This is a genomic window from Mesorhizobium sp. B2-4-15 (genome assembly GCF_006658505.1).
Lineage (GTDB): Bacteria > Pseudomonadota > Alphaproteobacteria > Rhizobiales > Rhizobiaceae > Mesorhizobium.
In genome coordinates this window covers 38,419-60,922 of sequence record NZ_VFUZ01000027.1, presented here as the reverse complement: position 1 = coordinate 60,922, position 22,504 = coordinate 38,419, and the positions used below count along the sequence as shown (strand labels likewise).

The 22,504-nt window shown below is 64.0% G+C and carries 22 protein-coding genes; 11 read left to right on the top strand and 11 right to left on the bottom strand.

Annotated elements, in window-relative coordinates; all coding sequences use genetic code 11:
• Positions 1-38: 38 nt before the first annotated feature.
• On the top strand, positions 39-671 hold the full coding sequence (locus FJ930_RS25185) for a class I SAM-dependent methyltransferase (RefSeq protein WP_181763461.1): 633 nt from the start codon (positions 39-41) through the stop codon (positions 669-671).
• On the opposite strand, the gene FJ930_RS25180 is transcribed toward FJ930_RS25185, so the two are convergent.
• Both FJ930_RS25180 and FJ930_RS25175 read right to left on the bottom strand, forming a co-directional pair.
• A complete protein-coding gene (locus FJ930_RS25180; RefSeq protein WP_141840537.1) occupies positions 668-3,121 on the bottom strand; it encodes an FAD-dependent oxidoreductase in 2,454 nt (817 codons plus the stop codon). The two genes, FJ930_RS25185 and FJ930_RS25180, sit on opposite strands and share 4 nt — an antisense overlap.
• The gene (locus FJ930_RS25175; RefSeq protein ID WP_141840536.1) at positions 3,118-4,005 is read right to left on the bottom strand and encodes a phosphotransferase family protein; all 888 of its coding nucleotides are present in this window, start codon (positions 4,003-4,005) and stop codon (positions 3,118-3,120) included. The genes FJ930_RS25180 and FJ930_RS25175 overlap by 4 nt, the downstream gene beginning before the upstream one ends.
• Positions 4,006-4,387: 382 nt before the next feature.
• On the opposite strand from FJ930_RS25175, the gene FJ930_RS25170 reads away from it, so the two are divergent.
• Positions 4,388-5,164 carry a DeoR/GlpR family DNA-binding transcription regulator gene (locus tag FJ930_RS25170; protein ID WP_141840535.1) on the top strand — a complete coding sequence of 259 codons (777 nt, stop codon included), beginning with the start codon at positions 4,388-4,390 and terminating at the stop codon, positions 5,162-5,164.
• On the opposite strand, the gene FJ930_RS25165 is transcribed toward FJ930_RS25170, so the two are convergent.
• The 4 genes from FJ930_RS25165 to FJ930_RS25150 all read right to left on the bottom strand — a co-directional run bounded on the left by FJ930_RS25165 (position 5,161) and on the right by FJ930_RS25150 (position 8,613).
• Positions 5,161-6,060, bottom strand: coding sequence for an NAD(P)/FAD-dependent oxidoreductase (locus FJ930_RS25165; RefSeq protein ID WP_141840534.1), 900 nt, complete (start codon positions 6,058-6,060; stop codon positions 5,161-5,163). The genes FJ930_RS25170 and FJ930_RS25165 overlap by 4 nt on opposite strands.
• Positions 6,050-6,499 carry an Rrf2 family transcriptional regulator gene (locus tag FJ930_RS25160; RefSeq protein WP_141840533.1) on the bottom strand — a complete coding sequence of 150 codons (450 nt, stop codon included), beginning with the start codon at positions 6,497-6,499 and terminating at the stop codon, positions 6,050-6,052. Before FJ930_RS25160 ends, FJ930_RS25165 begins: the two co-directional genes overlap by 11 nt.
• Before the next feature lie 67 nt (positions 6,500-6,566).
• The gene (locus tag FJ930_RS25155; RefSeq protein WP_141840532.1) at positions 6,567-7,928 is read right to left on the bottom strand and encodes a HAMP domain-containing sensor histidine kinase; all 1,362 of its coding nucleotides are present in this window, start codon (positions 7,926-7,928) and stop codon (positions 6,567-6,569) included.
• Between the two features lie 10 nt (positions 7,929-7,938).
• Positions 7,939-8,613, bottom strand: a complete 675-nt coding sequence (locus FJ930_RS25150; protein WP_140744606.1) for a response regulator transcription factor — start codon at positions 8,611-8,613, stop codon at positions 7,939-7,941.
• A 285-nt stretch (positions 8,614-8,898) separates the two neighbouring features.
• On the opposite strand from FJ930_RS25150, the gene FJ930_RS25145 reads away from it, so the two are divergent.
• The 9 genes from FJ930_RS25145 to FJ930_RS25100 all read left to right on the top strand — a co-directional run bounded on the left by FJ930_RS25145 (position 8,899) and on the right by FJ930_RS25100 (position 17,639).
• Entirely contained in the window at positions 8,899-9,498 is a 600-nt protein-coding gene (locus FJ930_RS25145) for a methyltransferase domain-containing protein (protein WP_141840549.1), read from the top strand.
• On the top strand, positions 9,495-10,112 hold the full coding sequence (locus FJ930_RS25140) for a DedA family protein (RefSeq protein ID WP_141840531.1): 618 nt from the start codon (positions 9,495-9,497) through the stop codon (positions 10,110-10,112). Before FJ930_RS25145 ends, FJ930_RS25140 begins: the two co-directional genes overlap by 4 nt.
• 75 nt (positions 10,113-10,187) lie before the next feature.
• Complete coding sequence (locus FJ930_RS25135; protein WP_140744603.1) at positions 10,188-11,099, top strand: LysR substrate-binding domain-containing protein; 912 nt, start codon at positions 10,188-10,190, stop codon at positions 11,097-11,099.
• A gap of 217 nt (positions 11,100-11,316) precedes the next feature.
• Positions 11,317-12,471 carry an ABC transporter substrate-binding protein gene (locus FJ930_RS25130; RefSeq protein ID WP_140744602.1) on the top strand — a complete coding sequence of 385 codons (1,155 nt, stop codon included), beginning with the start codon at positions 11,317-11,319 and terminating at the stop codon, positions 12,469-12,471.
• Between the two features lie 191 nt (positions 12,472-12,662).
• A complete protein-coding gene (locus FJ930_RS25125) occupies positions 12,663-13,661 on the top strand; it encodes an ABC transporter ATP-binding protein (protein WP_141840530.1) in 999 nt (332 codons plus the stop codon).
• A 283-nt stretch (positions 13,662-13,944) separates the two neighbouring features.
• Positions 13,945-14,850 (top strand): ABC transporter permease, encoded by a 906-nt coding sequence (locus FJ930_RS25115; RefSeq protein WP_210243453.1) that lies wholly within the window; start codon positions 13,945-13,947, stop codon positions 14,848-14,850.
• On the top strand, positions 14,840-15,655 hold the full coding sequence (locus tag FJ930_RS25110; protein ID WP_141840529.1) for an ABC transporter permease: 816 nt from the start codon (positions 14,840-14,842) through the stop codon (positions 15,653-15,655). Before FJ930_RS25115 ends, FJ930_RS25110 begins: the two co-directional genes overlap by 11 nt.
• 26 nt (positions 15,656-15,681) lie before the next feature.
• The gene (locus FJ930_RS25105) at positions 15,682-17,109 is read left to right on the top strand and encodes a gamma-aminobutyraldehyde dehydrogenase (protein WP_141840528.1); all 1,428 of its coding nucleotides are present in this window, start codon (positions 15,682-15,684) and stop codon (positions 17,107-17,109) included.
• A 44-nt stretch (positions 17,110-17,153) separates the two neighbouring features.
• Entirely contained in the window at positions 17,154-17,639 is a 486-nt protein-coding gene (locus tag FJ930_RS25100) for an ester cyclase (protein WP_141840527.1), read from the top strand.
• An 82-nt stretch (positions 17,640-17,721) separates the two neighbouring features.
• Here the strand turns inward: FJ930_RS25100 and FJ930_RS25095 are convergent, their stop codons facing one another.
• The 5 genes from FJ930_RS25095 to FJ930_RS25075 form a co-directional block, all read right to left on the bottom strand.
• Entirely contained in the window at positions 17,722-19,131 is a 1,410-nt protein-coding gene (locus FJ930_RS25095; protein ID WP_141840526.1) for an FAD-binding oxidoreductase, read from the bottom strand.
• Between the two features lie 312 nt (positions 19,132-19,443).
• Entirely contained in the window at positions 19,444-19,758 is a 315-nt protein-coding gene (locus tag FJ930_RS25090) for a hypothetical protein (protein WP_140744595.1), read from the bottom strand.
• 124 nt (positions 19,759-19,882) lie between these two features.
• The gene (locus FJ930_RS25085; protein WP_141840525.1) at positions 19,883-20,245 is read right to left on the bottom strand and encodes a nuclear transport factor 2 family protein; all 363 of its coding nucleotides are present in this window, start codon (positions 20,243-20,245) and stop codon (positions 19,883-19,885) included.
• A gap of 79 nt (positions 20,246-20,324) precedes the next feature.
• Positions 20,325-20,804, bottom strand: coding sequence for a carboxymuconolactone decarboxylase family protein (locus FJ930_RS25080; RefSeq protein ID WP_141840524.1), 480 nt, complete (start codon positions 20,802-20,804; stop codon positions 20,325-20,327).
• A 108-nt stretch (positions 20,805-20,912) separates the two neighbouring features.
• A complete protein-coding gene (locus tag FJ930_RS25075; RefSeq protein ID WP_141840523.1) occupies positions 20,913-22,466 on the bottom strand; it encodes an alpha/beta fold hydrolase in 1,554 nt (517 codons plus the stop codon).
• Positions 22,467-22,504: the final 38 nt, after the last annotated feature.

The following is a 22,504-nucleotide window of genomic DNA, read 5'->3' as shown; positions in this document are numbered from 1 at the left end:
TTGGCTATCATCCCGCAAGACAAGGGATGGGTGGACGCGTGGCGGACAGCAAACATCAGGGCGCGCTCGGCGCGGTCTACGCGGCCAAGCGCCCGGAAGAGGTGGCAGCACTCTATGACAGCTGGTCGCAGACCTACGACGCCGACATGTCCGCCGCCGGCTATCGTCATCCGACCATCTGCCTTGCGTTGCTCGCCCGGCATCTGCCACGCGGTTCAGCCCCGCTGCTCGATGCCGGGGCGGGGACCGGGCTGATCGGCGAATGGCTCGACATAACAGGCTATCCCGAGGTCGAAGCGCTCGACATTTCGCAAGGCATGCTGGACCAGGCCGCGCGCAAGGGCGTCTATTCGGCCCTGCATTGCCTGGCGCTCGGCGCGAGGCTGCCTCTCGCCGATCATGCCTATGCCGGAGTAATCTCGGCCGGCGTGTTCACCTCGGGCCATGTCGGCGCCGAGGGGCTGGACGAACTGATCCGCATCTGCCGGCCCGGCGGGGTGATCGTGCTGACCGTCAAGAACACGCTGTGGGATCAGGGTTTTGCCGCGCGCATCGCTGAGCTCGAGGCACAAGGCCTCGTCATCCGCGTTGAAGAGACACGCCCCTACGTCTCCATGCCTGGCGAGGCGGATACCGTGCCTAGCCGTGGCCTCGCCCTGCGGGTGAGTTAAGCTTTCACTCTCTCTGATGTCGGGTCGTACACCGGCTCGAGATGGATTTTGGCCGGCGTGCGCTCCATCGCGACCGCCAGTTCATAGCCGCCCGAGGCGAGGAAGTCATCGCTGACGCCATCGGCGTTGCGCACATAGCCGTAGCCGATATTCCTGCCGATCGTGTAGCCATAGCCGCCGCTGGTGAGATAGCCGACCGGCTCGCCATTGCGCAGGATGGTCTCGCGGCCGAGCAGCACGATCTCCGGATCATCGACCGTGAAGCCGGCAAAGCGCTTCTTCAAGGGTGCGCCGCCAACCTTCTCGAGGGCGCGCCGTCCGACGAAATCGGTGTTCTTGCGCAGCTTGACCGCCCAGCCGAGGCCGGCTTCCTGCGGCGTGTCGTTGGGGGTGATGTCGGAGCCCCAGGCGCGGTAGCCCTTTTCCAGCCGCAGCGATTCCAGCGCCCGATAGCCGACCGGGCGGATGCCATGCTTCCGGCCCGCCGTCATCAGCGCGTCGAAGACTTCGCCTGTGGCCGCGATCGGCACGTGCAGTTCCCAGCCGAGTTCGCCGACATAGGTGACGCGCAGCGCCCGCACGGTGTGGCCCGCGATTGCGATCTCCCGCACATGGCCGAACGGGAAGCCGGCATTCGACACATCGGCCTCGGTGACCGACAAAAGCACATCGCGTGCGCGCGGCCCCATCAGCGACAGCGTGCCGAAATCCTCGGTGACATCGGTCAGCCTGGCATCAAGGCCCTCGCCGATATGGTCGCTGATCCATGAGGCATCATGGGTGCGGAAACCGGTGCCCGTGACGATGTAGAATTTTTCCTCGGCCAGCCGCGCCACCGTCAGGTCGGCCTCGATGCCGCCGCGCGTGTTGAGGAGCTGGGTGTAGGTCAACCTCCCGACCGGCTTGCTGACATCGTTGGCGCAGATCCAGTCCAGCGCCTTGGCCGCATCGGTCCCGCTCAATTCGTATTTGGCGAAGGAGGACTGGTCGAAGATGCCGACTTGCTCGCGCACATGCCGGTGTTCGTCGCCGACCGCCGCGAACCAGTTCTGGCGGCCCATCGAATAGATGTCCTTGGCCTCGACGCCCTCCGGCGCGAACCAGTTCGGCCGTTCCCAGCCGAGCTTCGAGCCGAACACGGCGCGCTGGCGCTTCAGCCTGTCATACAGCGGCGAGACGATGCGCGGTCGGCCGCTGGCATACTCCTCGTGCGGAAAGCCGATCGTGTAGTGCTTGCCATAGGCTTCCAGCGTGCGCTCGCACACCCACAGCCGGTCGCGGTGCAGGTCGGAAAACCGCCTGATGTCGACCACCCACAAATCGAGCGGCGCCTCGCCGTCGACCACCCACTGCGCCAGCACCCAGCCGGCGCCGCCGCCCGAGGCGATGCCGAAAGCATTGAAGCCGGCGCCGACGAACATGTTGGCGCATTCGGGCGCCACGCCGAGGATGAAATTGCCGTCCGGCGTAAAGCTTTCCGGCCCGTTGATCATCTGCTTGACGCCGACGGTTTCCAGCGCCGGTACGCGCGCGATGGCCTGCGTCATGTGCTGCTCGAAATGGTCGTAATCGTCGTCGAACAGCCGGAATTGCCAGTCATTGGGCACGTCGCCCCCGGCGAGATCGGTCGTCCATGCCTGCGGGTTCGGCTCATAGCCGCCCATCACCAGCCCGCCGACCTCCTCCTTGAAATAGGTGCGCCGGTCGGGGTCGCGCAGCGTCGGCGCGTCGGTCGCCAGCCCCTCGATCTTCTCGGTGACGATGTACTGGTGCTTCACCGGCTGCAGCGGCACGTTGATGCCCGCCATGGCGCCAACCTGCCGCGCCCATTGCCCGGCGCAGTTCACCACCTTGTCGCAGGCGATGTCGCCCTGATTGGTCTTCACGGCCGTGATGCGGCCATCCTTCATCTCGAAGCCGGTGACGCGCACATCCTCGTAGAGTTTGGCGCCATGCATGCGCGCGCCCTTGGCCAGCGACTGCGTGATGTCGGAGGGACTCGCCTGGCCGTCGGTCGGCAGCCAGGAGGCGCCGACCAGGTCGCCGGTCTCCATCAGCGGCCACATCGCCTTGACTTCAGCCGGCGACAGCAACTGCATGTCCATACCGAAGCTCTTCGCCGTCGTCGCCAGCCTTTTGTATTCGGTCCAGCGGTCGGCATTGGTGGCGAGCCGCAGGCAGCCGGTCATCTTCCAGCCGGTGGCAAGGCCGGTTTCGGCCTCCAGCCCCTTGTAGAGGTCGACCGAGTATTTGAGCACCCGGGTGATCGATGCCGACGAGCGCAACTGCCCGACCAGACCGGCGGCATGCCAGGTCGAGCCCGAGGTCAGCTTACCCTGTTCGAGCAGCACCACGTCGGCCTTGTGGTCGCGCGCCAGATGATAGGCCGTCGAACAGCCGATGATGCCGCCGCCGATGACGACGATCGCGGCCTGGCTAGGCAAGGTCATGATTTCAGAATCCCGTATTTTGTCTGGTAGTTTTCCAGCGCAGCGTCGAGCCGCACCAGGTTTTCCTCGGTGTAGGCGACGTAGTCGATACCCGGTGCGTCGAGATAGAGTTCCGACACCATGCTCCACATCGCCTCACGCAGCAGCGAGGCGCATTGCATGGCGGCGTGCGAGCGGCGGATCGCCTCGTCCGGTTCCTTCATGAAATAGGCGGTCAGGAAAGCGAAAGATTCCTCGTCGCTCATGCCCGCGTTCGAGGCCACTCCGGCAAGGTCGAACATCGCCGTGTTGAAACCGGCATATTCGAAATCGATCAGCCACAGCCGGTTGCCGTCGTCAAGAATATTGGCCGGCAAAAGATCATTGTGGCCGAAGACGATTGGCAACAACTTCTGTGCCCGCTCCAGTTCGTCGGCCAGCGCCCGGAACCGCGGCAGGTCGCCACGCTTACGGCTGCCGCCTTCTTTGAGCGTGCGCGCGTAGTCGCGGATGACGTGGAACACCCAGAACATGAAGCCGGCGCCGGAGATATGGTTTGGCATCTCCCGGTGGAAGCCGCGCATCAGGGCCGCGACCCGGCCAAGATTGGCGCGCACGTCCTCGGCCAGATAGGTCTTGGCGCCGAGAAACGCCGTTACCATGATCCCCGGTTCGGCATAATGGACCGCCGGCGCGAAACCGGCGGCATGCGCCGCCCGCGCGGTCATCACCTCGCGCTCGCGGAAGACATGGTGGAATGGATAGTCCTGGCCGAAGCGCACGACATGTTTGCCGGCCGTGTCCGTGACGACAAAGTTGGCGTTGCTCAGGCCACCCGGCAGCGGAGCGATCTCGATGCTGCCAGTCCAGCAGGGCAGGGCGCGGATGCGATCTTCGGCGGTCACGAGCTTGCCCCGGGTTTAGCCAGTCTTCGACATAGCGGCGGTGAGAAAGAACGGAAAATCTCGTCGGTGCGGGATACCGGGAACTGTATCCCGCACCGCACCGACGAGCCCCTTGGCCGGTTTTTGATTCCGGCATCCGCCCCCGCGGATCTGAAAAACCTGGCGCCAGGCACGTTCCAGACGAGCTGGTCAGTCGGTTGCGGCTCTGCCATCACCCTCCCGTGGCAGTTCCGAGCCTGTCACGAAGTCAATCTCACGCCAGCGTCGCGACGCTGTCAATAAAAAGCTGTGACTTTTTTTGGGTGTTTTGCCCGAAACCATCAGCTATCTCCTTTAAAAGCATTAGGAATGCCCTAGAATCGGTCAATTTCGGGACGTTCAGATGATCCACTCGAAACGGCATGGCGAAATCCTGCGGCTACTGCAGGAAGAGGGAACCATCACCATCACCAGCCTGGCCGACCGGCTGGGCGTTTCGCTCGAGACCGTGCGCCGCGATGTCAAGCCGCTCACCAGTGACGGCTCGGTGTTGAAGATGCATGGCGCCATCGGCCTGCCGTCGATGATCGGCGAAGCGCCCTTCGAACGCCGCATGCGCGAGAATGCCGATGCCAAGCGCGTCATTGCACGCATGGTTGCCGCCACCATCCGCGATGGCGAATCTATCATGCTCGACACCGGCACCACGACCTCGTTCCTGGCGCGCGAGCTGCTCGGCCACCGGCGCCTGACGGTGGTCACCAACTCGTCTGATATCGCCCGCACGCTGGCCACCATCAATGGCAACAAGGTCTACATGGCAGGTGGCGAGCTGCGCAACGATTCAGGGGCCGCTTTCGGAGCCTCGGCCATCGAGTTCGTCGGCCGCTTCTCGGTCAGCCATGCCATCATCTCCATCGGTGCCGTCGATGCGATGACAGGCGTCATGGACTACGATCTGGAAGAGGCCGAATTCGCCCGCGTGGTGCTGTCGCGCGGCCAGCGTTCGCTCGTCATCACCGACCACAGCAAATTCGGCCGTCAGGGTCTTGTTCAGGTCTGCGGCTTCGACGGCTTTTCCGAGCTTGCCACCGACCTGGCGCCGCCGCGTGACATAGCCGCCGCCCTGGCGCAGGCCGGAGCGCGGCTTAGCATCGCCGGCGGCGAAGCGGGATTTTAGCCGAAGACCAGCGATTGGTGGGCGCAAACACCCGCGAACGTCCCGCCCGACACGGCGAAGGCGATGTTGTGCATCGCGCGTGCCGCGTCTCCGGCGGCATAGACGCCGGGAACCGTCGTCTGCTGCCTGTCGTCGACGGATATCACCGGGCCGAGGAGGCCGTCCTTGAAGCCGCAGCCGAGCTGCTCGGCCAGCGGGCTCGCCATCGTATTGCGCGGCGCGGTGAACAGCGCCCTGACGCCCGCCTTCCGGCCGCCGTCGAGATGGACGATCAAGCCACCGGCGCCGTCTTCCCGCAATTCGCTGACGATCGCGGGCTCGAACCTGACATTCTTGCTCTCCAGGGCGAGCATCTGCTCGGCGTCAGGTTCGATCTGGCCGTTGCCGAAAAGCGTGACGTCGCCCCAGTCGGCGATCAGCTGCGCCTGATGCATCGACATCGGGCCGGTCGCGAGCACGCCAAGCGGCTCGCCGGAAACCTCGTAGCCATGGCAATAGGGGCAATGCAGAACGGTTTTGCCCCATTGCACGGCGAGTCCGGGTACTTCCGGCAGGATGTCGCGTACGCCGGTGGCCAGCACCAGTCGCGCGGCGCCGAAGGTATCGCCGCCATCGGTGGTGATCTCGAAATCGCTGCTGCTGTTGGCGACGGCCCTGTCCGCTCGTGCGTTGACAAGCCTGGCCGTCGGATAGGCAAGCAATTGCCGCCTGGCATCGTCGAGGATGGCGCCGGGCGTGCGCCCGTCCTGGCCGAGGAAGCCGTGCGAATGCGCGGCAAAACGGTTGCGCGGCTGGCCGGCGTCGATCACCACGACGTTGCGGCGGGCCCGCGCCGCCTGGATGGCGGCCGACAGGCCGGCAAAGCTGCCGCCAACGACGGCGAGATCATACTGCATGGGTGGAAACTCCAATGAGGTCGTAACGGCGGCGGAAATCGGCGGTCAGGTCGGCCAGCGTGATGCGGCTGAGCTTGTCGGCCAGCAGCTTTTCGGCCGCGATGCGAAAATCGTCGAGCACGGCGATCACCGCCTGTTCGACGAGACAGCCCGGGCTTTCCGGCTCCGTGCTGAACGGCAGCAGCGGCTCGCCGAGCGCGGCGCTGATTTCGGCCAGCGAGATGTTTTCGGGCGTCCGCCCGAGGAGCCAGCCGCCGCCATGTCCGCGGGACGAGGTGACGATGCCGGCGTCACGCAGCCCGGCGATGGTGCGGCGCACCACCACCGGGTTGGTGTGGATGAAGGTGGCAAGCTGCTCGGAGGTCAGTGCCTGCCCGGGCTTCTCGGCCATGTGGACGAGAATGTGCAAGGTGGCAGACAGCCGGCTGTTTCGCTTCATGTAACTTAATTAGTTACGATTCATCACGATGTCAAACGCATCGCCGTCGTTGGTGCTTACGGTGATGCTATGCTGGCAAAGCGCGAAAACTCATCCTGAAGCAGGCGCCGCTCGGCTTGCCATCGAAGATCTCGATGCGTCCGCCATGCAACTGCATGATTTCCTGCACCAGGTTGAGGCCGAGCCCGGCGCCGTGATCCTGCGGGCGCAGCCGGTAGAAGGGCTCGAAAATGCGCTCCCGCTCGGCTGGCGGCACGCCGTCGCCTTCGTCGCGCACTTCGATGGTGGCGCGTGTCGTGACGCTGACGGTGATCTTGCCCGCGCGGCCTCCATGTTCGATGGCATTCTGGACGATGTTGGTCACGGCGCGTTCGATCGCGATGCGGTCGCCGGTGGCGAAAACCGTGTCCCCTTCCGGCTCGAACGACATTTCGTAACCGGCCGAAAACGCCATCGGCGCGAGGTCGACGATGACGCCGCGCGCGATCGCCACCAGGTCGACCGTTTCGAACGGCGACGTCTGCCGGTCGAGGCGCTGCAGGTCGAGCAGCTGGTCGGTCAGCGTCGAAAGCCTGGCTGCGTCCTGCAGCAGCCGCGCCCGCTCTTGTGTCGGCGGCAGTGAGGCAAGGCGCGTGTTGAGGATGGCGAGCGGTGTCCTGAGCTCATGGGCGGCGTCGGTCAGGAAGCGCTTGTGGCGCTCATAGCCTTTGTCGAGGCGCGCAAGTGCGGCGTTGACCGCCTTCACCAGCGGTGTCACTTCCCGCGGCACGTCTTTCAGCGGCAGTTGCACGCCGCGCTGGTCGATGTCGATGCGCTCCGCCTCGGCCGCCGCATGGCCAAGGCCCGACAACGCGCCACGCACCACCCAGGGCGTCGCGAACAGCGTGGCCAGCGCCATCAGTCCGGCAAGCGGCAATATGCCTTGCAGGAAGAATTGCGGCGCTTGCCCGAGCACGCGCAACAGCGAGAGCCCGCCCTTGGTGCCGGTGAAGATCTGGACATTGCCGGCCGCCGTGTCGGTCCAGCGGATCTTTCCCTCCGGCGGCGCGCTTTGCCCGAGTGCGGGGTCGATGCGGGCGTCACTGATGTTGTCCAGCAGTCCGGCGAAAGGCTGGAAGACGGCCGGCACGGTGCCTTCCTGCAGCCGCTGTCCCTGCTTGTCGCGGATGATGAACCAGAGGTCGGGGACACCGGACCGCAGCTTCGTCAGATCCGAGGTCTCGCGCAGGATGAGCTTGCCGCCTGCGTCGCGCGCCACGGCATCCGCGAGCACGTCCATGGTGCCGTCCTCATAGTCGTGTGGGATGATGCCGGTGGCCAGCATGGCGCCGAGAATGCCGACGATGATCAGCGTCAGCATCGCACATTGCAGCAAGGCGATGCGCAGCACCAGGCTCCATTTCAGCGAACGCGGGCGCTCGATAGTCATCGCCTGGCGCTCAGTTCGTTTCGCGCAGGAGATAACCGACGCCGCGAATGCCGTTGATCGTCACGCCGGCATCTGCATCGGCAAGCTTGCGGCGCAGGCGCGAGACATGGGTGTCGAGGGCATTGGACTGAATCTCATCGTCGAGGCCGAACACCGCTTCCATCAATGCCTCGCGCTGGACCATGCGGCCGGTGCGCCGCATCAGCGCCTCCAGCACCAGGAGCTCGCGGCGGGGCAGGCTGAGCGGCTCGGCACGGATCGACGCCTCGCGATGGCCGACATCGAGCACCAGATGGCCGGCGCGGATGAATTGCGACTGCAGCGGCGCGGGGCGCCTCAGCAGCGCGCGCAGGCGGGCCAGCAATTCCTCGAAAGCGAACGGTTTTGCCAGATAGTCGTCCGCGCCCATGTCCAACCCATCGACCTTGTCCGCCGTATCGCCTCTTGCCGTCAGCATCAGCACGGGCGTGGTGTTCTTCGCCGAGCGCAATCTGGGCACCAGCGATAGCCCGTCACCATCCGGTAACTGGCGGTCGAGCAGGATGGCGTCGTAGCTGTCGGCGGCAACGAAGCCCTCCGCCTCGATGAGCGAGCCGGCGTGATCGACCACCATGTCGTGACGCTTCAGCGCGGCACGCAGGGCAGAGGCCATTTCAGCCTCGTCCTCGACCAGCAAGATACGCATCCACACTCCTCCAGCAACGGCCACGGCTTCGGGGCTACCGCGCCAACATTGCGCAAACATGGCAAAGCTGAACGGCCCGAGGCCCGCAAGGTCTTTCTTTGCATCCGTGATATTGCGCAATGTCTATGCAATCCAGTCGCGGCAAACAGCCCCGGCCGGCAAGAACCGCCCATGCCGGCGTCGAGGCGTCGGGCCCGAATACGCAACAGGTCGGGCCCGACGCTAAAATGAAATCGAGCGGCCACACCTCTGTCTAGCGTGCCGCTGTCCGGGATTGAGATTACCATGCCTGCAAGTGATGCTTTGTCCTTTCTCCTGGCTTGGGTCGCTGCGCCGCTGCGCGTTGCGTCGGTGACACCGTCCAGCGCCAGCCTGGCCGCGCTGATGACGCGCGACATTGGCCCCGACACCGGTCCCGTGCTTGAACTTGGTCCCGGCACCGGACCGTTTACGCGAGCGCTGTTGGCGCGCGGCGTCAAGGAAGAGGATTTGACGCTGATCGAGTCCGGTGTCGATTTTGCCGCCCTGCTCAAACAGCGTTTTCCGAAGGCCCGCACATTCGAAATGGATGCCACAGCCTTGCGCCATCTACGGCTTTTCGAAGGTCCAGTCGTCGGCGCCGCGGTTAGCGGCCTGCCCTTTTTGTCGATACCGACGCGCAAGACTCAGGCTATTCTCGAAGGCGTCTTTGCTAATCTTCGGCCCGGCGGCGCACTGTATCAGTTCACCTACGGCAGGCGTTGCCCGATCAACCAATCACTGCTTGACCGACTGGATCTGAAAGCCACGCGGATCGGCCTTACTCTTCGCAATCTTCCGCCTGCCACCGTCTATCGCATCGCCCGCATCAAGGCTGCCGAGAGCTACGACTGGCGCTTCGCATGATGGATCCTCTGTCGACCATCCTCAGCTTCGGTCTGTTCGGCGTCTTCTGTCTTGCCTTCACCGAGAAGATACTGCCGGTTCCGCCCTCGCATGTGCTGCTGCTGTTCCTCGGCATGACAGCGGCGGCTGATGGCGCGTCGCTGGCGATCCTGCTGGCGGTGACGACCTCCGCCTCCTTTGCCGGCTGCCTTGTGTGGTACACGGTGGGCCGCCGGATCGGATTTGACCGTGCCGGCAGGCTTATCGAACGTGCCGGCAGATATGTCTTCCTGCGTCCCGAAACGTACCACAAGCTTGGCCAGGCCTATCGCCGCAATCATATCAGGGTGTCCTTGCTGGCGCAGTTCATCCCGACGGTGCGCAATTACCTGCCGATCGCGGCAGGCGCGCTTCGTTTGCCGGCGTTGACGTTCGCCCTGGCGACGTTGCTCGGCGCCGCCATCTGGAACGCGGGCTTCCTCCTGACCGGCTACCTCCTGCGCGGCAGCGGCCAGGATTCCCTCACGATAGGCTTCCGCATCATTGTCATCGTCGTGATGCTGGAGACGGCGTTCATGCTGGCACTGCGCTACGGCCCCGCATGGCGGCGGCGCATCAGGCTGGTGCTCGGCTGATCGCCGGCTCTCCAGCCACGGGATAAGCACTGCCGCTGGCTTTTCTTCGTGGCTGCGGCGGTGTTTAGTCCGGCCATGGCCTTCACCATCCGCCAGTTGCAGTTCTTCGTCGCCGTCGCCGAGCAAGGCACGGTGTCGCGCGCGGCACAAAATCTCTCCATCTCGCAATCGTCGGTCACCGAAGCGATCAAGGAACTCGAAAGCGATCTCGGCGTCGAACTGTTCGACCGCCATCCGCGCGGCCTCAACATCACCCACAAGGGCCACCAGTTTCTGCGCCACGCGACGAAGATACTCGCCGACGTGTCCGACGCCCGCCGCTCTTTTTCCGGCGAGAAGGCTGCTTTCGGCGGCCGGCTGCAACTCGGCGTCACCTCACTGGTCGCCGGTTATGTGTTGTCGGACCTGCTTGCCCGCTACCGCCGCGCCTATCCCGGCGTCGAGGTCTCGGCCATCGAGGACAATGGCGACTATCTCGAACATCTGTTGATCGGCGGCAAGCTCGACATTGCCGTCATGGTCACGTCCAATCTGCGCGATCGCACGGCATTGCAGTCGGAAATCCTCGAAGTTTCGGCCTATCGCCTCTGGCTGCCGCTCGGCCATCCGCTCGCCGGTGCCGACATCATCGGCATCGGCGATATCGCCTCCGAGCCGCTGATCATGCTCACCGTCGACGAAATCGAGGAGAACACCGGCAAGCTGCTGACGGCGATCGGCGCCAAGCCGCATGTCGCCTTCCGCACCCGCTCCGTGGAAGCCGTGCGCAGCCTTGTCGCCACCGGCGCTGGCGTGGCGCTGCTGCCTGACCTTGTCTACCGGCCATGGTCGCTGGAAGGCGACCGTATCGAATCGCGCGATGTTTCCGGCGCTTTGCCAGTGGTCCAGGTTGGCATGGTCTGGCGGCGCGGCTCCGGTCTGCCGCAGGCGGCGCGCGACTTCATCGGGCTTGCCCAGTCGCAGCGGATGGTCCGGCAGCGCCCTTGATGACTTGTTTGACATATCGGAAAAACCGATACCGCATTTCTGATAAATGAATTTGCGAAACCGGAATTTTCCAAGCACCTTGCGCTCCAGGAACAAAGCCGCCACCAGAGCGGCATCAAGTCCATCGGACGAACTGACAGTTTTTCGGTCCGCGCATGACCTCTGGCGAAAACCGGAACCGGTTTTCGGGGGCAGGCGCCAAAATGGGAGATTGATGATGAATTCATTCCTGAAGTCATGCACTGCGCTGACGGTCGCGCTGACCTTCTCCGGTCAGGCCATTGCCCAGGTGAAGGAGCTCGGCAAGGGCGAAGGCCAGGTCAACATCGTTGCCTGGCCGGGCTATATCGAGCGCGGCGAAACCGACAAGGGTTATGACTGGGTCACGTCCTTCGAGAAGGAGACGGGCTGCACGGTCAAAGTCAAGACGGCCAACACCTCCGACGAGATGGTCTCGCTGATGAACGAAGGCGGTTTCGACCTCGTCACGGCTTCGGGCGATGCCTCGCTGCGCCTCGTCGCCGGCAAGCGCGTGCAGCCCATCAACACCGATCTCATCCCCAGCTGGAAGACGGTCGACGACCGCCTGAAGGATGCGCCATGGTTCACCGTCGGTGGCGTCCACTATGGCGTGCCCTATCAGTGGGGCCCGAATATCCTGATGTACAACACCGACGTGTTCAAGGAAGCGCCGAAGAGCTGGAACGTCGTGTTCGAGGAGATGAACCTGCCGGATGGCAAGTCCAACAAGGGTCGTGTCCAGGCCTATGACGGTCCGATCCACATTGCCGACGCCGCCAACTACCTGATGTTCCACAAGCCGGAGCTGGGTATCAAGGACCCCTACGAACTGAGCGAAGACCAGTACAAGGCAGCACTGGCGCTGCTGCGCGTCCAGCGCACGCTGGTCGGCCGCTACTGGCATGACGCGGCGATCCAGGTCGACGACTTCCAGAACGAAGGCGTTGTCGCTTCGGGTTCTTGGCCGTTCCAGGTCAACACGCTGGTCGCCGCCAAGAAGCCGATTGCCTCGACCGTTCCCGAGGAGGGCGTCACAGGCTGGGCCGACACCACCATGATGGAAGCCGACGCGGCCAATCCGAACTGCGCCTATAAGTGGCTTGAACACTCGCTGGCACCGAAAGTGCAGGGTGACGTTTCCGCCTGGTTCGGTTCGCTCCCGGTCGTGCCCGCCGCCTGCAAGGGCAATGAGCTGCTCGGCGAGGAAGGCTGTAAGACCAATGGCTACGAGAACTTCGACAAGATCAAGTTCTGGAAGACGCCGGTCTCGAAATGCGCCAGCCAGAATGACCAGTGCGTGCCCTACTACCGCTGGGTGTCGGATTATATCGGCGTCATCGGCGGTCGGTGACTTAGCCTTACTTTGCAGAGATTGGCGCCGCCCCTCACCCTTACCCTCTCCCCGTGAAGGACGGGGAGAGGGAGCGGCCGTCGTTGGAGCGCTTTCCTTCTCCCCGTCAATACACAGGGAGAAGGTGCCGGCAGGCGGATGAGGGGCAGCACTGCCGCTCGAATTGAAAGCCTGAAAGATCAGGACAGCCCATGACCTCAGCCGTCTCCTTCCAGAAAGTCTCGCGCCATTTCGGTAGCGTTCGCGCCGTCGATGCGGTCGATCTCGACATCGCGCCGGGCGAGTTCTTTGCCATGCTCGGGCCGTCCGGATCCGGCAAGACGACGTGCCTGCGCCTGATTGCCGGCTTCGAGCAGCCGACGGCCGGTTCGATCTCGATCTTCGGTGAACGTGCCGAGGGCGTGCCGCCTTACCGCCGCAACGTCAACACCGTGTTCCAGGACTACGCGCTGTTCCCGCATTTCGATGTGCTCGACAACGTCGCCTATGGGCTGATGGTCAAGGGCGTCGGCAAGGCCGAACGGCACAAGGCTGCCGAAGAAGCGTTGTCGCTGGTGCGGCTACCCGGCTATGGCGCCCGCCGGCCCGGCCAGCTTTCCGGCGGCCAGCGCCAGCGTGTCGCGCTGGCTCGCGCGCTGGTCAACCAGCCCAAGGTGCTGCTGCTCGACGAGCCGCTCGGCGCGCTCGACCTGAAGCTGCGCGAAAACATGCAGGAGGAACTGCAGTCGCTGCAGAAGGCGCTCGGCATCACGTTCGTCTTCGTCACCCACGACCAGGGCGAGGCGCTGTCGATGGCCGACCGTATCGCCGTCTTCAATGACGGCAGGATTATGCAGATCGGCACGCCGGAGGATATCTACCAGCGGCCGAGCACCCGCTTCGTCGCCGACTTCGTCGGCTCGTCCAACGTGTTGCCGCCGGACTTCGTCCAGCGTTATTCCGGCCAGCGCCGCTGGGGCAGCCTGCGCCCTGAATCCATTTGCGTTTCAAACGCAACGGACGGGGACGGTGTTGCTGCCCGCCTGGTCGGCACGAATTTTCTCGGCGCCACCACAAGGCTGGCGCTCGACGCAGACGGGCTGAGGCTTCACGCCATGGTGCCGGCCGGCATACCCCTGCCGGCTGAAGGCGAGGCTGTCATGCTCACCTTCAATCGCGAGAGCCTGCATCTGATGGATGAGCCTGCATGATGACGGTTTGCGAGAGGCGCCCCCCTCTGTCCTGCCGGACATTTCCCCCGCAAGGGGGGAGATTGGCTGTCGCCACGGGCTTCGCCAATTTTCGACGTTGCAGAACTGGCGGGGCAGACAAGCTGCTGATCTCCCCCCTTGCGGGGGAAATGTCCGGCAGGACAGAGGGGGGTGTGAAGGATCACGGCCTTGCCGCCATTGAACCAATCGCCACGGCTATGTCATGACAGTCGCGGCGCTCAACTCCAATCCAGCCCCCGCCATCCTGCCGGGCAGCGGCGGCATGCGCGGCGCGCTGTCGGACCTGTTATGGCGCAGGCCGCAATTCCTGCTCCTGCTGATGCTGATGCCGCCTGTGCTGTGGCTCGGCATCGTCTACATCGGCTCGCTGTTCGCCCTGCTGGCCCAGAGCTTCTTTTCCATCGACGAGTACTCCGGCCTCATCAACCGCCAGTTCACGCTGAAGACCTATGGCGACCTGTTCCAGGCCGCCAATCTCGACATCATCCTGCGTACGGTGACGATGGCGGCGCTGGTCACGTTGGCCTCGGCCATCGTCGCCTTCCCGATTGCCTACTATGCCGCGCGTTATGCGCGCGGCCGCTGGAAGGCGCTGTTCTATCTCGGCGTCATGCTGCCGCTGTGGTCGAGCTACCTGGTCAAGATCTATGCCTGGAAGCTGATCCTCGCCAAGGAAGGCATCCTGACCTGGCTGCTCGCCAAGCTCAATCTGTCGTGGCTGCTCGATGCATGGCTGTCGTTGCCGGTCGTCGGCGGCAACTCGTTGTCGGTGTCGTTCACCGGCACCTTCATCGTCTTCGTCTATGTCTGGCTGCCGTTCATGATCCTGCCGGTGCAGGCGGCACTCGAACGCGTGCCCGGCAACCTGGTGGAAGCCTCGTCCGATCTCGGTGCTTCGCCCGGCCAGACCTTCCGCAACGTGCTGTTCCCGCTGGCGCTGCCTGGCATCGTCGCCGGCTCGATCTTCACCTTCTCGCTGACATTGGGCGACTACATCATCCCGCAGATCATCGGCACCTCGCGCCTGTTCATCGGCCAGGCGGTCTATTCGCAGCAGGGCACGGCCGGTAACATTCCGCTCGCCGCCGCCTTCACCGTGGTACCCATCGTCATCATGGGGTTCTACCTCTGGGGCGCCAAGCGCATGGGAGCCTTCGATGCGCTCTGACCGTGGCCAATCCGCCCCCCTCGGCCTGAAGATATCAGCCGCCTGCGGCCTGCTCTTCCTGCACCTGCCGATCCTGCTGATCTTCGTCTATGCCTTCACCACGGAGGAGAAGAGTTTCGTCTGGCCGCCGCCAGGGCTCACCACCCAATGGTTCGCCGTCACCTGGAACCGGCCCGACGTCTGGCAGGCGCTGTCGCTGTCGGTGCGCGTCGCCGCCATCTCGACCACGATTGCGCTGGTGCTGGGCACGCTTTGCGCCGCCGCGGTGTCGCGGACGAAATTCTTCGGCCGCGAGACAATCTCGCTGCTGGTCATCCTGCCGATCGCTCTGCCCGGCATCATCACCGGCATCGCGCTGCGCTCGGCCTTTGCGCTGGCCGACATCCCCTTCTCGTTCTGGACGATCGTGCTCGGCCACGCCACTTTCTGCGTGGTCGTCGTCTACAACAACGCGGTCGCCCGCTTCCGCCGCACCTCGGGCTCGATGATCGAGGCCTCGATGGATCTCGGCGCCGACGGTTTCCAGACCTTCCGGCACGTCGTGCTGCCCAACATCGCAACCGCGCTTCTTGCCGGCGGCATGCTGGCCTTCGCTTTGTCGTTCGATGAGGTCATCGTCACCACCTTCACCGCCGGCCAGCAGCAGACCGTGCCGATCTGGATGCTGGAGGAACTGATCCGCCCGCGCCAGCGCCCGGTCACCAATGTCGTGGCCATGGTCGTCGTGCTGGTGACGCTGCTCCCCATCCTGCTTGCCTATTACCTGACCCGCGACGGCGACCAGATCGCCGGTTCGGGCAAATAACGCCAGTTCATAAGGGAGAGACGTCCATGGACACCCAGATGCTGATCGGCTCGAAATTCGAGAAGGGCACCGAAACCGAGGAGCCGATCCTTAATCCGAAGACCGGGGCCAACATTCTCAACCTGCCCGAAGCCAGCCCAGCGCAAATCGAGGCGGCCGTCGGTGCCGCCGAACAGGCGTTCGTCCTGTGGTCGCGCACCACGCCGGCGCAGCGCTCGGGTTACCTGCTCAAGATCGCCGACCGTATCGAGGCCGAGGCGAAGGACTTCGCGGCACTCGAGGCCCTGAACTGCGGCAAGCCGATCAATGCCGTGCTCAATGACGAGATCCCGGCGATCGTCGACTGCTACCGCTTCTTTGCCGGCGCGGTCCGCTCAATGCCTGGCCAGGTCGCGGGCGAATATCTGCCCGGCCACACCTCGATGGTGCGGCGCGACCCGATCGGCATCGTAGCCTCCATCGCGCCATGGAACTATCCGCTGATGATGATGGCCTGGAAGCTGGCGCCGGCGATCGGCGGCGGCAACACGGTCGTCTTCAAGCCGTCGGAACAAACGCCGCTGACGGCGCTGAAGCTGGCGAGGATCCTTGCCGAGATCCTGCCGGAAGGCGTGGTCAATGTCGTGCTTGGCCGTGGCGACAGCGTCGGCAACACGCTGATCAACCATCCCAAGGTCAACATGATCTCGATCACCGGCGATGTCGCCACCGGCAAGAAGGTGCTGCAGGCCGCCGCCAAGTCGGTCAAGCGCACGCATCTCGAGCTTGGCGGCAAGGCGCCCGTCATCGTCTTCGACGACGCCGATCTCGGTGCTGTGGTCAACGGCCTGCGCGCCTTCGGCTACTACAATGCCGGCCAGGACTGCACCGCCGCCTGCCGCATCTATGCCGGCAAGAAGGTCTACGACAAGCTTGTCGCCGACCTTTCCTCGGCCGTTTCGACCATCAAGTACGATCGCCCTGACGATACCGAGAACGAGATCGGCCCGCTGATCTCGCGCCGCCAGCGCGACCGCGTGTCGAGCTTCGTCGAGCGCGCGTCCGAATTGAAGCACATCGAGATCACCACCGGCGGCAAGCCGGGCGAGGGCACCGGCTTCTACTACCAGCCGACCGTCGTTGCCGGCGCGCTGCAGGAGGACGAGATCGTGCGCCGTGAAGTGTTCGGCCCGGTCGTCTCGGTCACCCGCTTCTCGGAAGTCGACGAGGCGGTGAAATGGGCCAATGACAGCGACTATGGCCTGGCGTCATCGGTGTGGACCAAGGACGTCTCGCGCGCCATGGCGACGGCTGCCCGCCTGCAATATGGCTGCACCTGGATCAACACCCACTTCATGCTGACCAACGAGATGCCGCATGGCGGACTGAAGCAGTCCGGCTATGGCAAGGACATGTCGCTCTACGCGCTGGAGGACTATACCGCCGTGCGCCATGTCATGGTGGCGCACACGTAACATTTTCGAAAAAGCGCAGGCATTCAACCAGGGAGGAACGAACCATGCATCGCCGCCAGTTTCTGACATCCGCAGCCGTCGCCGCCACACTATTGGCCGCATCGCCAACCTTCGCAGCCGATACCGCGCAAGCGGTGGTCGAAGCCTATGTCGCCGCCTGGAATGCGCATGACTCGGCCAAGGCCGCCGGTTATTTCGCTGACGAGGTCACCTATTACGATGCTTCCGTAGGCAAGCCGGTCACCGGCAAGGAAGCCGCCAAGACGGGCGTCATCGACAATTTCCTCAAGGCCGTCCCAGACGCGGTGTGGACGATGAAGGGCAAGCCCGTCATCGACGGTGACCGCGTTGCGTTCGAATGGGAATTTTCCGGCACCAACACCGGGTCCTGGGGCGATGGCACGGCCGCGACCGGCAAGAAGTTCTCCTTCACCGGCGCCTCGATGTTTTCCGTCAAGGACGGCAAGATCGCGACCCAGAGCGACTATTACGACGCGCTCGGCTTCTACAAGCAGCTTGGCCTGATGTAGTCACGGCTTCCATTCTCCCCGTAAACGCCGTTCACGGGGAGAATGTGACCCAAAGGACAGACGAGCACCAGCGGCCCGGCAGCTATGCGGCCGTCCTACCCGGCTCCGCCGATGTCGCGGGCTTGATGTTCTGGTTGACCCGGAAGACGTTGGATGGGTCATAGGTCCGCTTCACCTGGCTCAGCCGCTCGTAATTCGCGCCATAGCTCGCCCGCAAGCGTGCCTCCCCTTCGTCATCCATCATGAAATTCACGTAGCCGCCTTCGCCATTGTGGGGATGGATGCTCGCCCAGTAGTTCTTGGCCCATTTGGTCAGGTCGGCGGCCTTGCCTGGATCGGGATCGATGGCCGCTATGACCATTGACCAGCTTGCGTCGCGTGCGTTCCAGGCGGTCTCGTCCTTGCCGACGCGGCGCACGGCGCCGTCGATCGGGTAGAGGTGCATAAGCGACAATTCGCTGGGCGCCTGGGCGGCCTGCGCGATATGGGTCGCGATGGCTTCGTCGGGAAGCGATTTGACGAAGTCGCCCTTCCAGTACCATTGCAGGCCTTTCGGAAGGAGCGGGTCGAACAGCGACTGCAGCGCCGGGAACGGCATTACGCCCATCCAGTTGAAGATCGGCGGCGGCAAGGTGTCCAGCAGCGGTGCCATGGCCTTGCGCCCCTCCTCCTCCGTACCGTTGTAGCACGAGATGATGGCGCAGACGCGCTTGCCCCAATACTCGCGCGGGAAGGGATCTGTCGAGGGGACGGACTTCAACCCGACAAAGGCGCCGAGCTCTTCTGGTGCCTCGGGCAGATAATCGCGATAGGTACGCATGACCGCCGGCGCGTCCTTGGCCTCCCAGAACACCGGGCCGCCGAAGATCATGTTCACGGGATGGGCCTGGAACAGGAAGCTGGTGACAACGCCGAAATTGCCGCCGCCGCCCCGCAGCGCCCAGAACAGGTCGGGATTCTCGCTTTTGCTCGCCCTTACCATGCTGCCATCGGCCAGCACCAGATCGGCCTCGATCAGATTATCGATCGTGAGGCCATACTTGCGCGTGAGATAGCCCGTTCCACCGCCGAGCGTAAGGCCGGCGACGCCCGTGGTCGAGACGATGCCGAACGGAACGGCGAGCCCGAAAGGATGGGTGGCGTGGTCCACGTCGCCCGAAGTGCAACCGGGTGCGACCCTCACAGTCCGGGTTTTCGGATCGACATGAACTCCCTTCATCATCGACAGGTCGATGACGAGGCCATTGTCGCAAATCCCCAATCCGGCACCGTTGTGTCCTCCGCTGCGCACGGCGATCAGCAGGTCGTTGTCGCGCGCATACGTCACCGCGGTGATCACGTCGGCGACATCGGCACAGCGCGCAATCAGCAGCGGGCGCTTGTCGATCATGCCGTTATAGACCCTGCGCGCCTCGTCATATCCGCCATCCTCGCGCAGGATCAGCTCTCCGCGCAGGCCTTCACGCAGTTTTGCATGGGTTCCGTCGGTCATCGGTTTTCTCCCTGGTCGCGCCCGCGCCATGCGGCTTCGCCGCGAGGACTAATCTTGTTAGTTGTTTGTGCCGCCCATCCGGCGGGTGCGTAGGGATGGCGCAGGAACGGCACATTGCACCGATCTGATTCTCCGCTGCTTCGCCCGAAAGGGCCAATGGTATGATGGCCCATGAGAGCCATAGGCTGGCTCCCGCAAGCTGCGGGATGCCCGAGCCCTCGCGCTTGGGTTGCTTGCACCACGAAGGTGGCCGCCCGTCGCTGCTACCCTTTTCCATGGTGCTCGCAGACCTCTTCCGGCGCTCGACCGCTTCTATTCGACGATGCGGAAAATCTGCCAGAGACTGGTCCCCGACACGACATAGGGCTCCATCTCCTTGCCCCATTTGGCGTGCGCGTCGATCTTGGCGATCTTGGCGAATAACGCCTCCAACTGGGCCAGGCTCTCGACCTGGTGATGGGATTCGACCGTCGCCTCCCGGGCGCCGATCGAGCCGGTCATGATCCGAAACTCAAGGTCGGCGAGACCGACTTGTGAGCCGATCTCGCGCTCCCATTTCTTCATCAATTCGAGCACGGTCTGCTTGTGTCCGAACTTGGCATCGATCTGCCATCTGGCGCTGAACATTTTTCTTCTCCTCCGGTTACGGCCGAGCATGATCCCGAAAAGTGGCATCCGATTTTGAGGGCGTGCTCCGGCACTGAGACAGCTCCATCCCGTTCGATCGGGGTTGACAGGCTTCCGCGGTTGACTACTCGTCCCAGGCTTGCACGACGGTCTGCCGGGCGATGCGCCCGTCCTTCAGCTCGAGCATCGACGCGCAGAACACTTTCGTGCCGTCAGGATAGGCACAGGCCTGGGTGAAGGCGAGGCTGTCGCCCTCCGCGACGGTGGCGTCGACCTTGTGGGTCATGGCCCGGCTGCAGATGTCGTCCCAGAAGATGCTGATCGCCGCGCGGCCGCGGATCTCGCGCGGCTTGCTCGGCGGATTGTTGCGGTCGATCACCCGCACCGTTGCATCGTCGGCATAGAAGCCCGACAGCATCTTGCCGTCACGGCCTTCGATCGCCCTCTTGATCGCTGTGCCGTCCACTGCGTGGGTCTTGGTCAACATTTTATCCTCCATGGCCCGTCTTCGCGGTCGGGCGGTTGATGTCGGGAAGTGCCCGACGTCCATCGACGGGCAGTGTCGTTCATTGCGACTTTGCCTTGACCGCCGCGAACACGTCGTCGGTCTGCTTCTTGAAGGTCGCCAGATCGACCTGGCTGCCGTTGAGTATCGTCGACCAATGGCGCACGATTGCCGCCATCGCGATCGTCTCCTTGATCTCCTCGTCGCTGGCGCCGTTGAGCTTGGCCGCCTCGGTGTGGAAATAGATGCAGTACTGGCATGGGATCTGCGAGGCGACCGCGAGGCCCATCAATTCCTTGGTCTTGCCGTCGAGTGCGGTTTTGGGGTTGAGCTGCACGCCCTTGATCTCGGCCCAGGCGCCTGCAATGGCGACGTCAGGCAGTGTCTTGAACATGTCCGGCACCGAGCCGAGCGTCGCCTGGATGTCCTTGTAGGCGGCTGTCGCCGATGCGTCCTCGGCTTTTGCGGGAGAGATCGCGGACAGTGCGCCAATGCCTGCCGCGATCACAAGTGATCTGACATTCAGTTTCGACTTGAGCATTTCATCCTCCGTTCGCAGTGCTTTACCGGCTACATCCGCCTGGCCTGCATGGGGGAATTGATAGCGCCTGCATCGGTATGGCCGCTTCGCCCGAAAGCGCCATGGCCCTCATGGCCCATCCAGGCCAGTGTGCCTGACGGAAAATGCCGCCGCCGCCGCCCGCGATGGCAGGTCGAGCTTGAGCAGTATGTTGGCGACATGGCGCTTGACCGTATGTTCGCTCAGCCTGAGTTCGGCGGCGATCGCGGCATTGCTCTTGCCGGCGGCGATCAGATTCACGACCTCGCTCTCGCGCGCCGTCAGGCAAGCGGGCTCGGTCGCCTTGGCCTTGGGGCGGCAGGCCGGTTCCAGATGCTGTTCGGACATCGCCCGGACAAGTGCCATGGGCTCGTCCAACTCGTCGATGCTGATGCGGCCGGCGTCGGCGAAATGAAGCCCGGAGCCGGCTGCCAGGTCAGCGACCAGCCGCGACGCCAGTATGTCGCCGCGCCCGGCATGGGTGGCGAGGTGCATTGTCACGCGGCCTGTCAATCCGGCCGGTGGCCCGCGCGCCTCGATCTCGCCGACATGCGCGCCCTGGGCACTCGCCACGCCGATTTGCTGTGCAGCTTCGCGCAACGCCGCCGCGCAACGCAAGGCACGCCCTGGCCCGTCGAAACGAGAAATCATCATTTCGCCATGCATATCCACGCAGCGCCCGCCATGGCGCCCGACAAGCGTTCGCCATGTTTCCTGGAAGCGCTGGCTGCGTTCGCTCCACATCCGGTCGCCAAGCCTTGCCGTGTCGTAGATGCGCGTCACCAGCAGCGCTGCCAGGACGCGTTCGGCTTCCGTCACCGCGCATTCGCCGGTGAGGAATTCCTCGATCAGGTCGGCCACCCGGTCAACATCGCCGGTCCAGATTGGATGGTCGCGTCCCGGGATCTCGGCCAGCCGCGCATTCGGGATATTCCTGGCCAGGAATCGGCTGGCGTCGGGATCGACCCGGACATCGTTGCGGCGGTGGATCAGCAGCGTTGGCGCGCTGATCGCCGCCAACACGCCGCGCACATCGATTTCCGCGTTCATCCGTGCCAGTGCCGCCGCCGCGGTCGGGCTCGCCGACTGGCGCTCGAAGCGTGCCCACCAGGTCGAGAAATGCGGGTCATCCACCCGGCCGGGTGCGAAATTGGGCAAGGTGGCGCCGGTGCCCCAGCCCGTTTCGGCCGTTTCGATGAAGGCCTCGAGCCGTTCGGGCGGCATCACCCATTTGTGGAAATGCGCATAGCCGCCATAGAGCGCCAGTGCTCGCGTCCGCTCCGGATAGGTGGCGGCAAACAGCATTGCCATCGGCGCGCCCTCGGAGGCCCCGAGCAATGCGGCCCGGCCGCTGCCGGTCGCGTCCATCACCGCGCGCACATCGTCCATGCGGGTTTCGAGGCTGGGCAGGTGATGGATATCGACACGGTCGGAAAGACCCGTGCCACGCTTGTCGAACAGGATCAGCCGCGAGAATGCCGAAAGCCGTTTCAGGAGCCTGGTATAGCCCTCGTCTTCCCAATGCAGGTCGAGATTGGAAATGAAACCAGGGATGAAAACGAGATCAAGCGACCCCTGGCCGACCACCTGATAAGCGATCCGCACCTCGCCACTGACTGCATATCGAGTCTCGATCGGCCTCACGAGTTGTTCCGCCTGGCCTGACGATTTCTGATCGCCGA

Coding starts and splice junctions, on each gene's coding strand:
- FJ930_RS25180 (WP_141840537.1), bottom strand. CDS start 3,121: ATGACCTTGCCTAGCCAGGCCGCGATCGTCGTCATCGGCGGCGGCATC.
- FJ930_RS25170 (WP_141840535.1), top strand. CDS start 4,388: ATGATCCACTCGAAACGGCATGGCGAAATCCTGCGGCTACTGCAGGAA.
- FJ930_RS25165 (WP_141840534.1), bottom strand. CDS start 6,060: ATGCAGTATGATCTCGCCGTCGTTGGCGGCAGCTTTGCCGGCCTGTCG.
- FJ930_RS25160 (WP_141840533.1), bottom strand. CDS start 6,499: ATGAAGCGAAACAGCCGGCTGTCTGCCACCTTGCACATTCTCGTCCAC.
- FJ930_RS25155 (WP_141840532.1), bottom strand. CDS start 7,928: ATGACTATCGAGCGCCCGCGTTCGCTGAAATGGAGCCTGGTGCTGCGC.
- FJ930_RS25150 (WP_140744606.1), bottom strand. CDS start 8,613: ATGCGTATCTTGCTGGTCGAGGACGAGGCTGAAATGGCCTCTGCCCTG.
- FJ930_RS25145 (WP_141840549.1), top strand. CDS start 8,899: ATGCCTGCAAGTGATGCTTTGTCCTTTCTCCTGGCTTGGGTCGCTGCG.
- FJ930_RS25140 (WP_141840531.1), top strand. CDS start 9,495: ATGATGGATCCTCTGTCGACCATCCTCAGCTTCGGTCTGTTCGGCGTC.
- FJ930_RS25135 (WP_140744603.1), top strand. CDS start 10,188: ATGGCCTTCACCATCCGCCAGTTGCAGTTCTTCGTCGCCGTCGCCGAG.
- FJ930_RS25130 (WP_140744602.1), top strand. CDS start 11,317: ATGAATTCATTCCTGAAGTCATGCACTGCGCTGACGGTCGCGCTGACC.
- FJ930_RS25125 (WP_141840530.1), top strand. CDS start 12,663: ATGACCTCAGCCGTCTCCTTCCAGAAAGTCTCGCGCCATTTCGGTAGC.
- FJ930_RS25115 (WP_210243453.1), top strand. CDS start 13,945: ATGCGCGGCGCGCTGTCGGACCTGTTATGGCGCAGGCCGCAATTCCTG.
- FJ930_RS25110 (WP_141840529.1), top strand. CDS start 14,840: ATGCGCTCTGACCGTGGCCAATCCGCCCCCCTCGGCCTGAAGATATCA.
- FJ930_RS25105 (WP_141840528.1), top strand. CDS start 15,682: ATGGACACCCAGATGCTGATCGGCTCGAAATTCGAGAAGGGCACCGAA.
- FJ930_RS25100 (WP_141840527.1), top strand. CDS start 17,154: ATGCATCGCCGCCAGTTTCTGACATCCGCAGCCGTCGCCGCCACACTA.
- FJ930_RS25095 (WP_141840526.1), bottom strand. CDS start 19,131: ATGACCGACGGAACCCATGCAAAACTGCGTGAAGGCCTGCGCGGAGAG.
- FJ930_RS25090 (WP_140744595.1), bottom strand. CDS start 19,758: ATGTTCAGCGCCAGATGGCAGATCGATGCCAAGTTCGGACACAAGCAG.
- FJ930_RS25085 (WP_141840525.1), bottom strand. CDS start 20,245: ATGTTGACCAAGACCCACGCAGTGGACGGCACAGCGATCAAGAGGGCG.
- FJ930_RS25080 (WP_141840524.1), bottom strand. CDS start 20,804: ATGCTCAAGTCGAAACTGAATGTCAGATCACTTGTGATCGCGGCAGGC.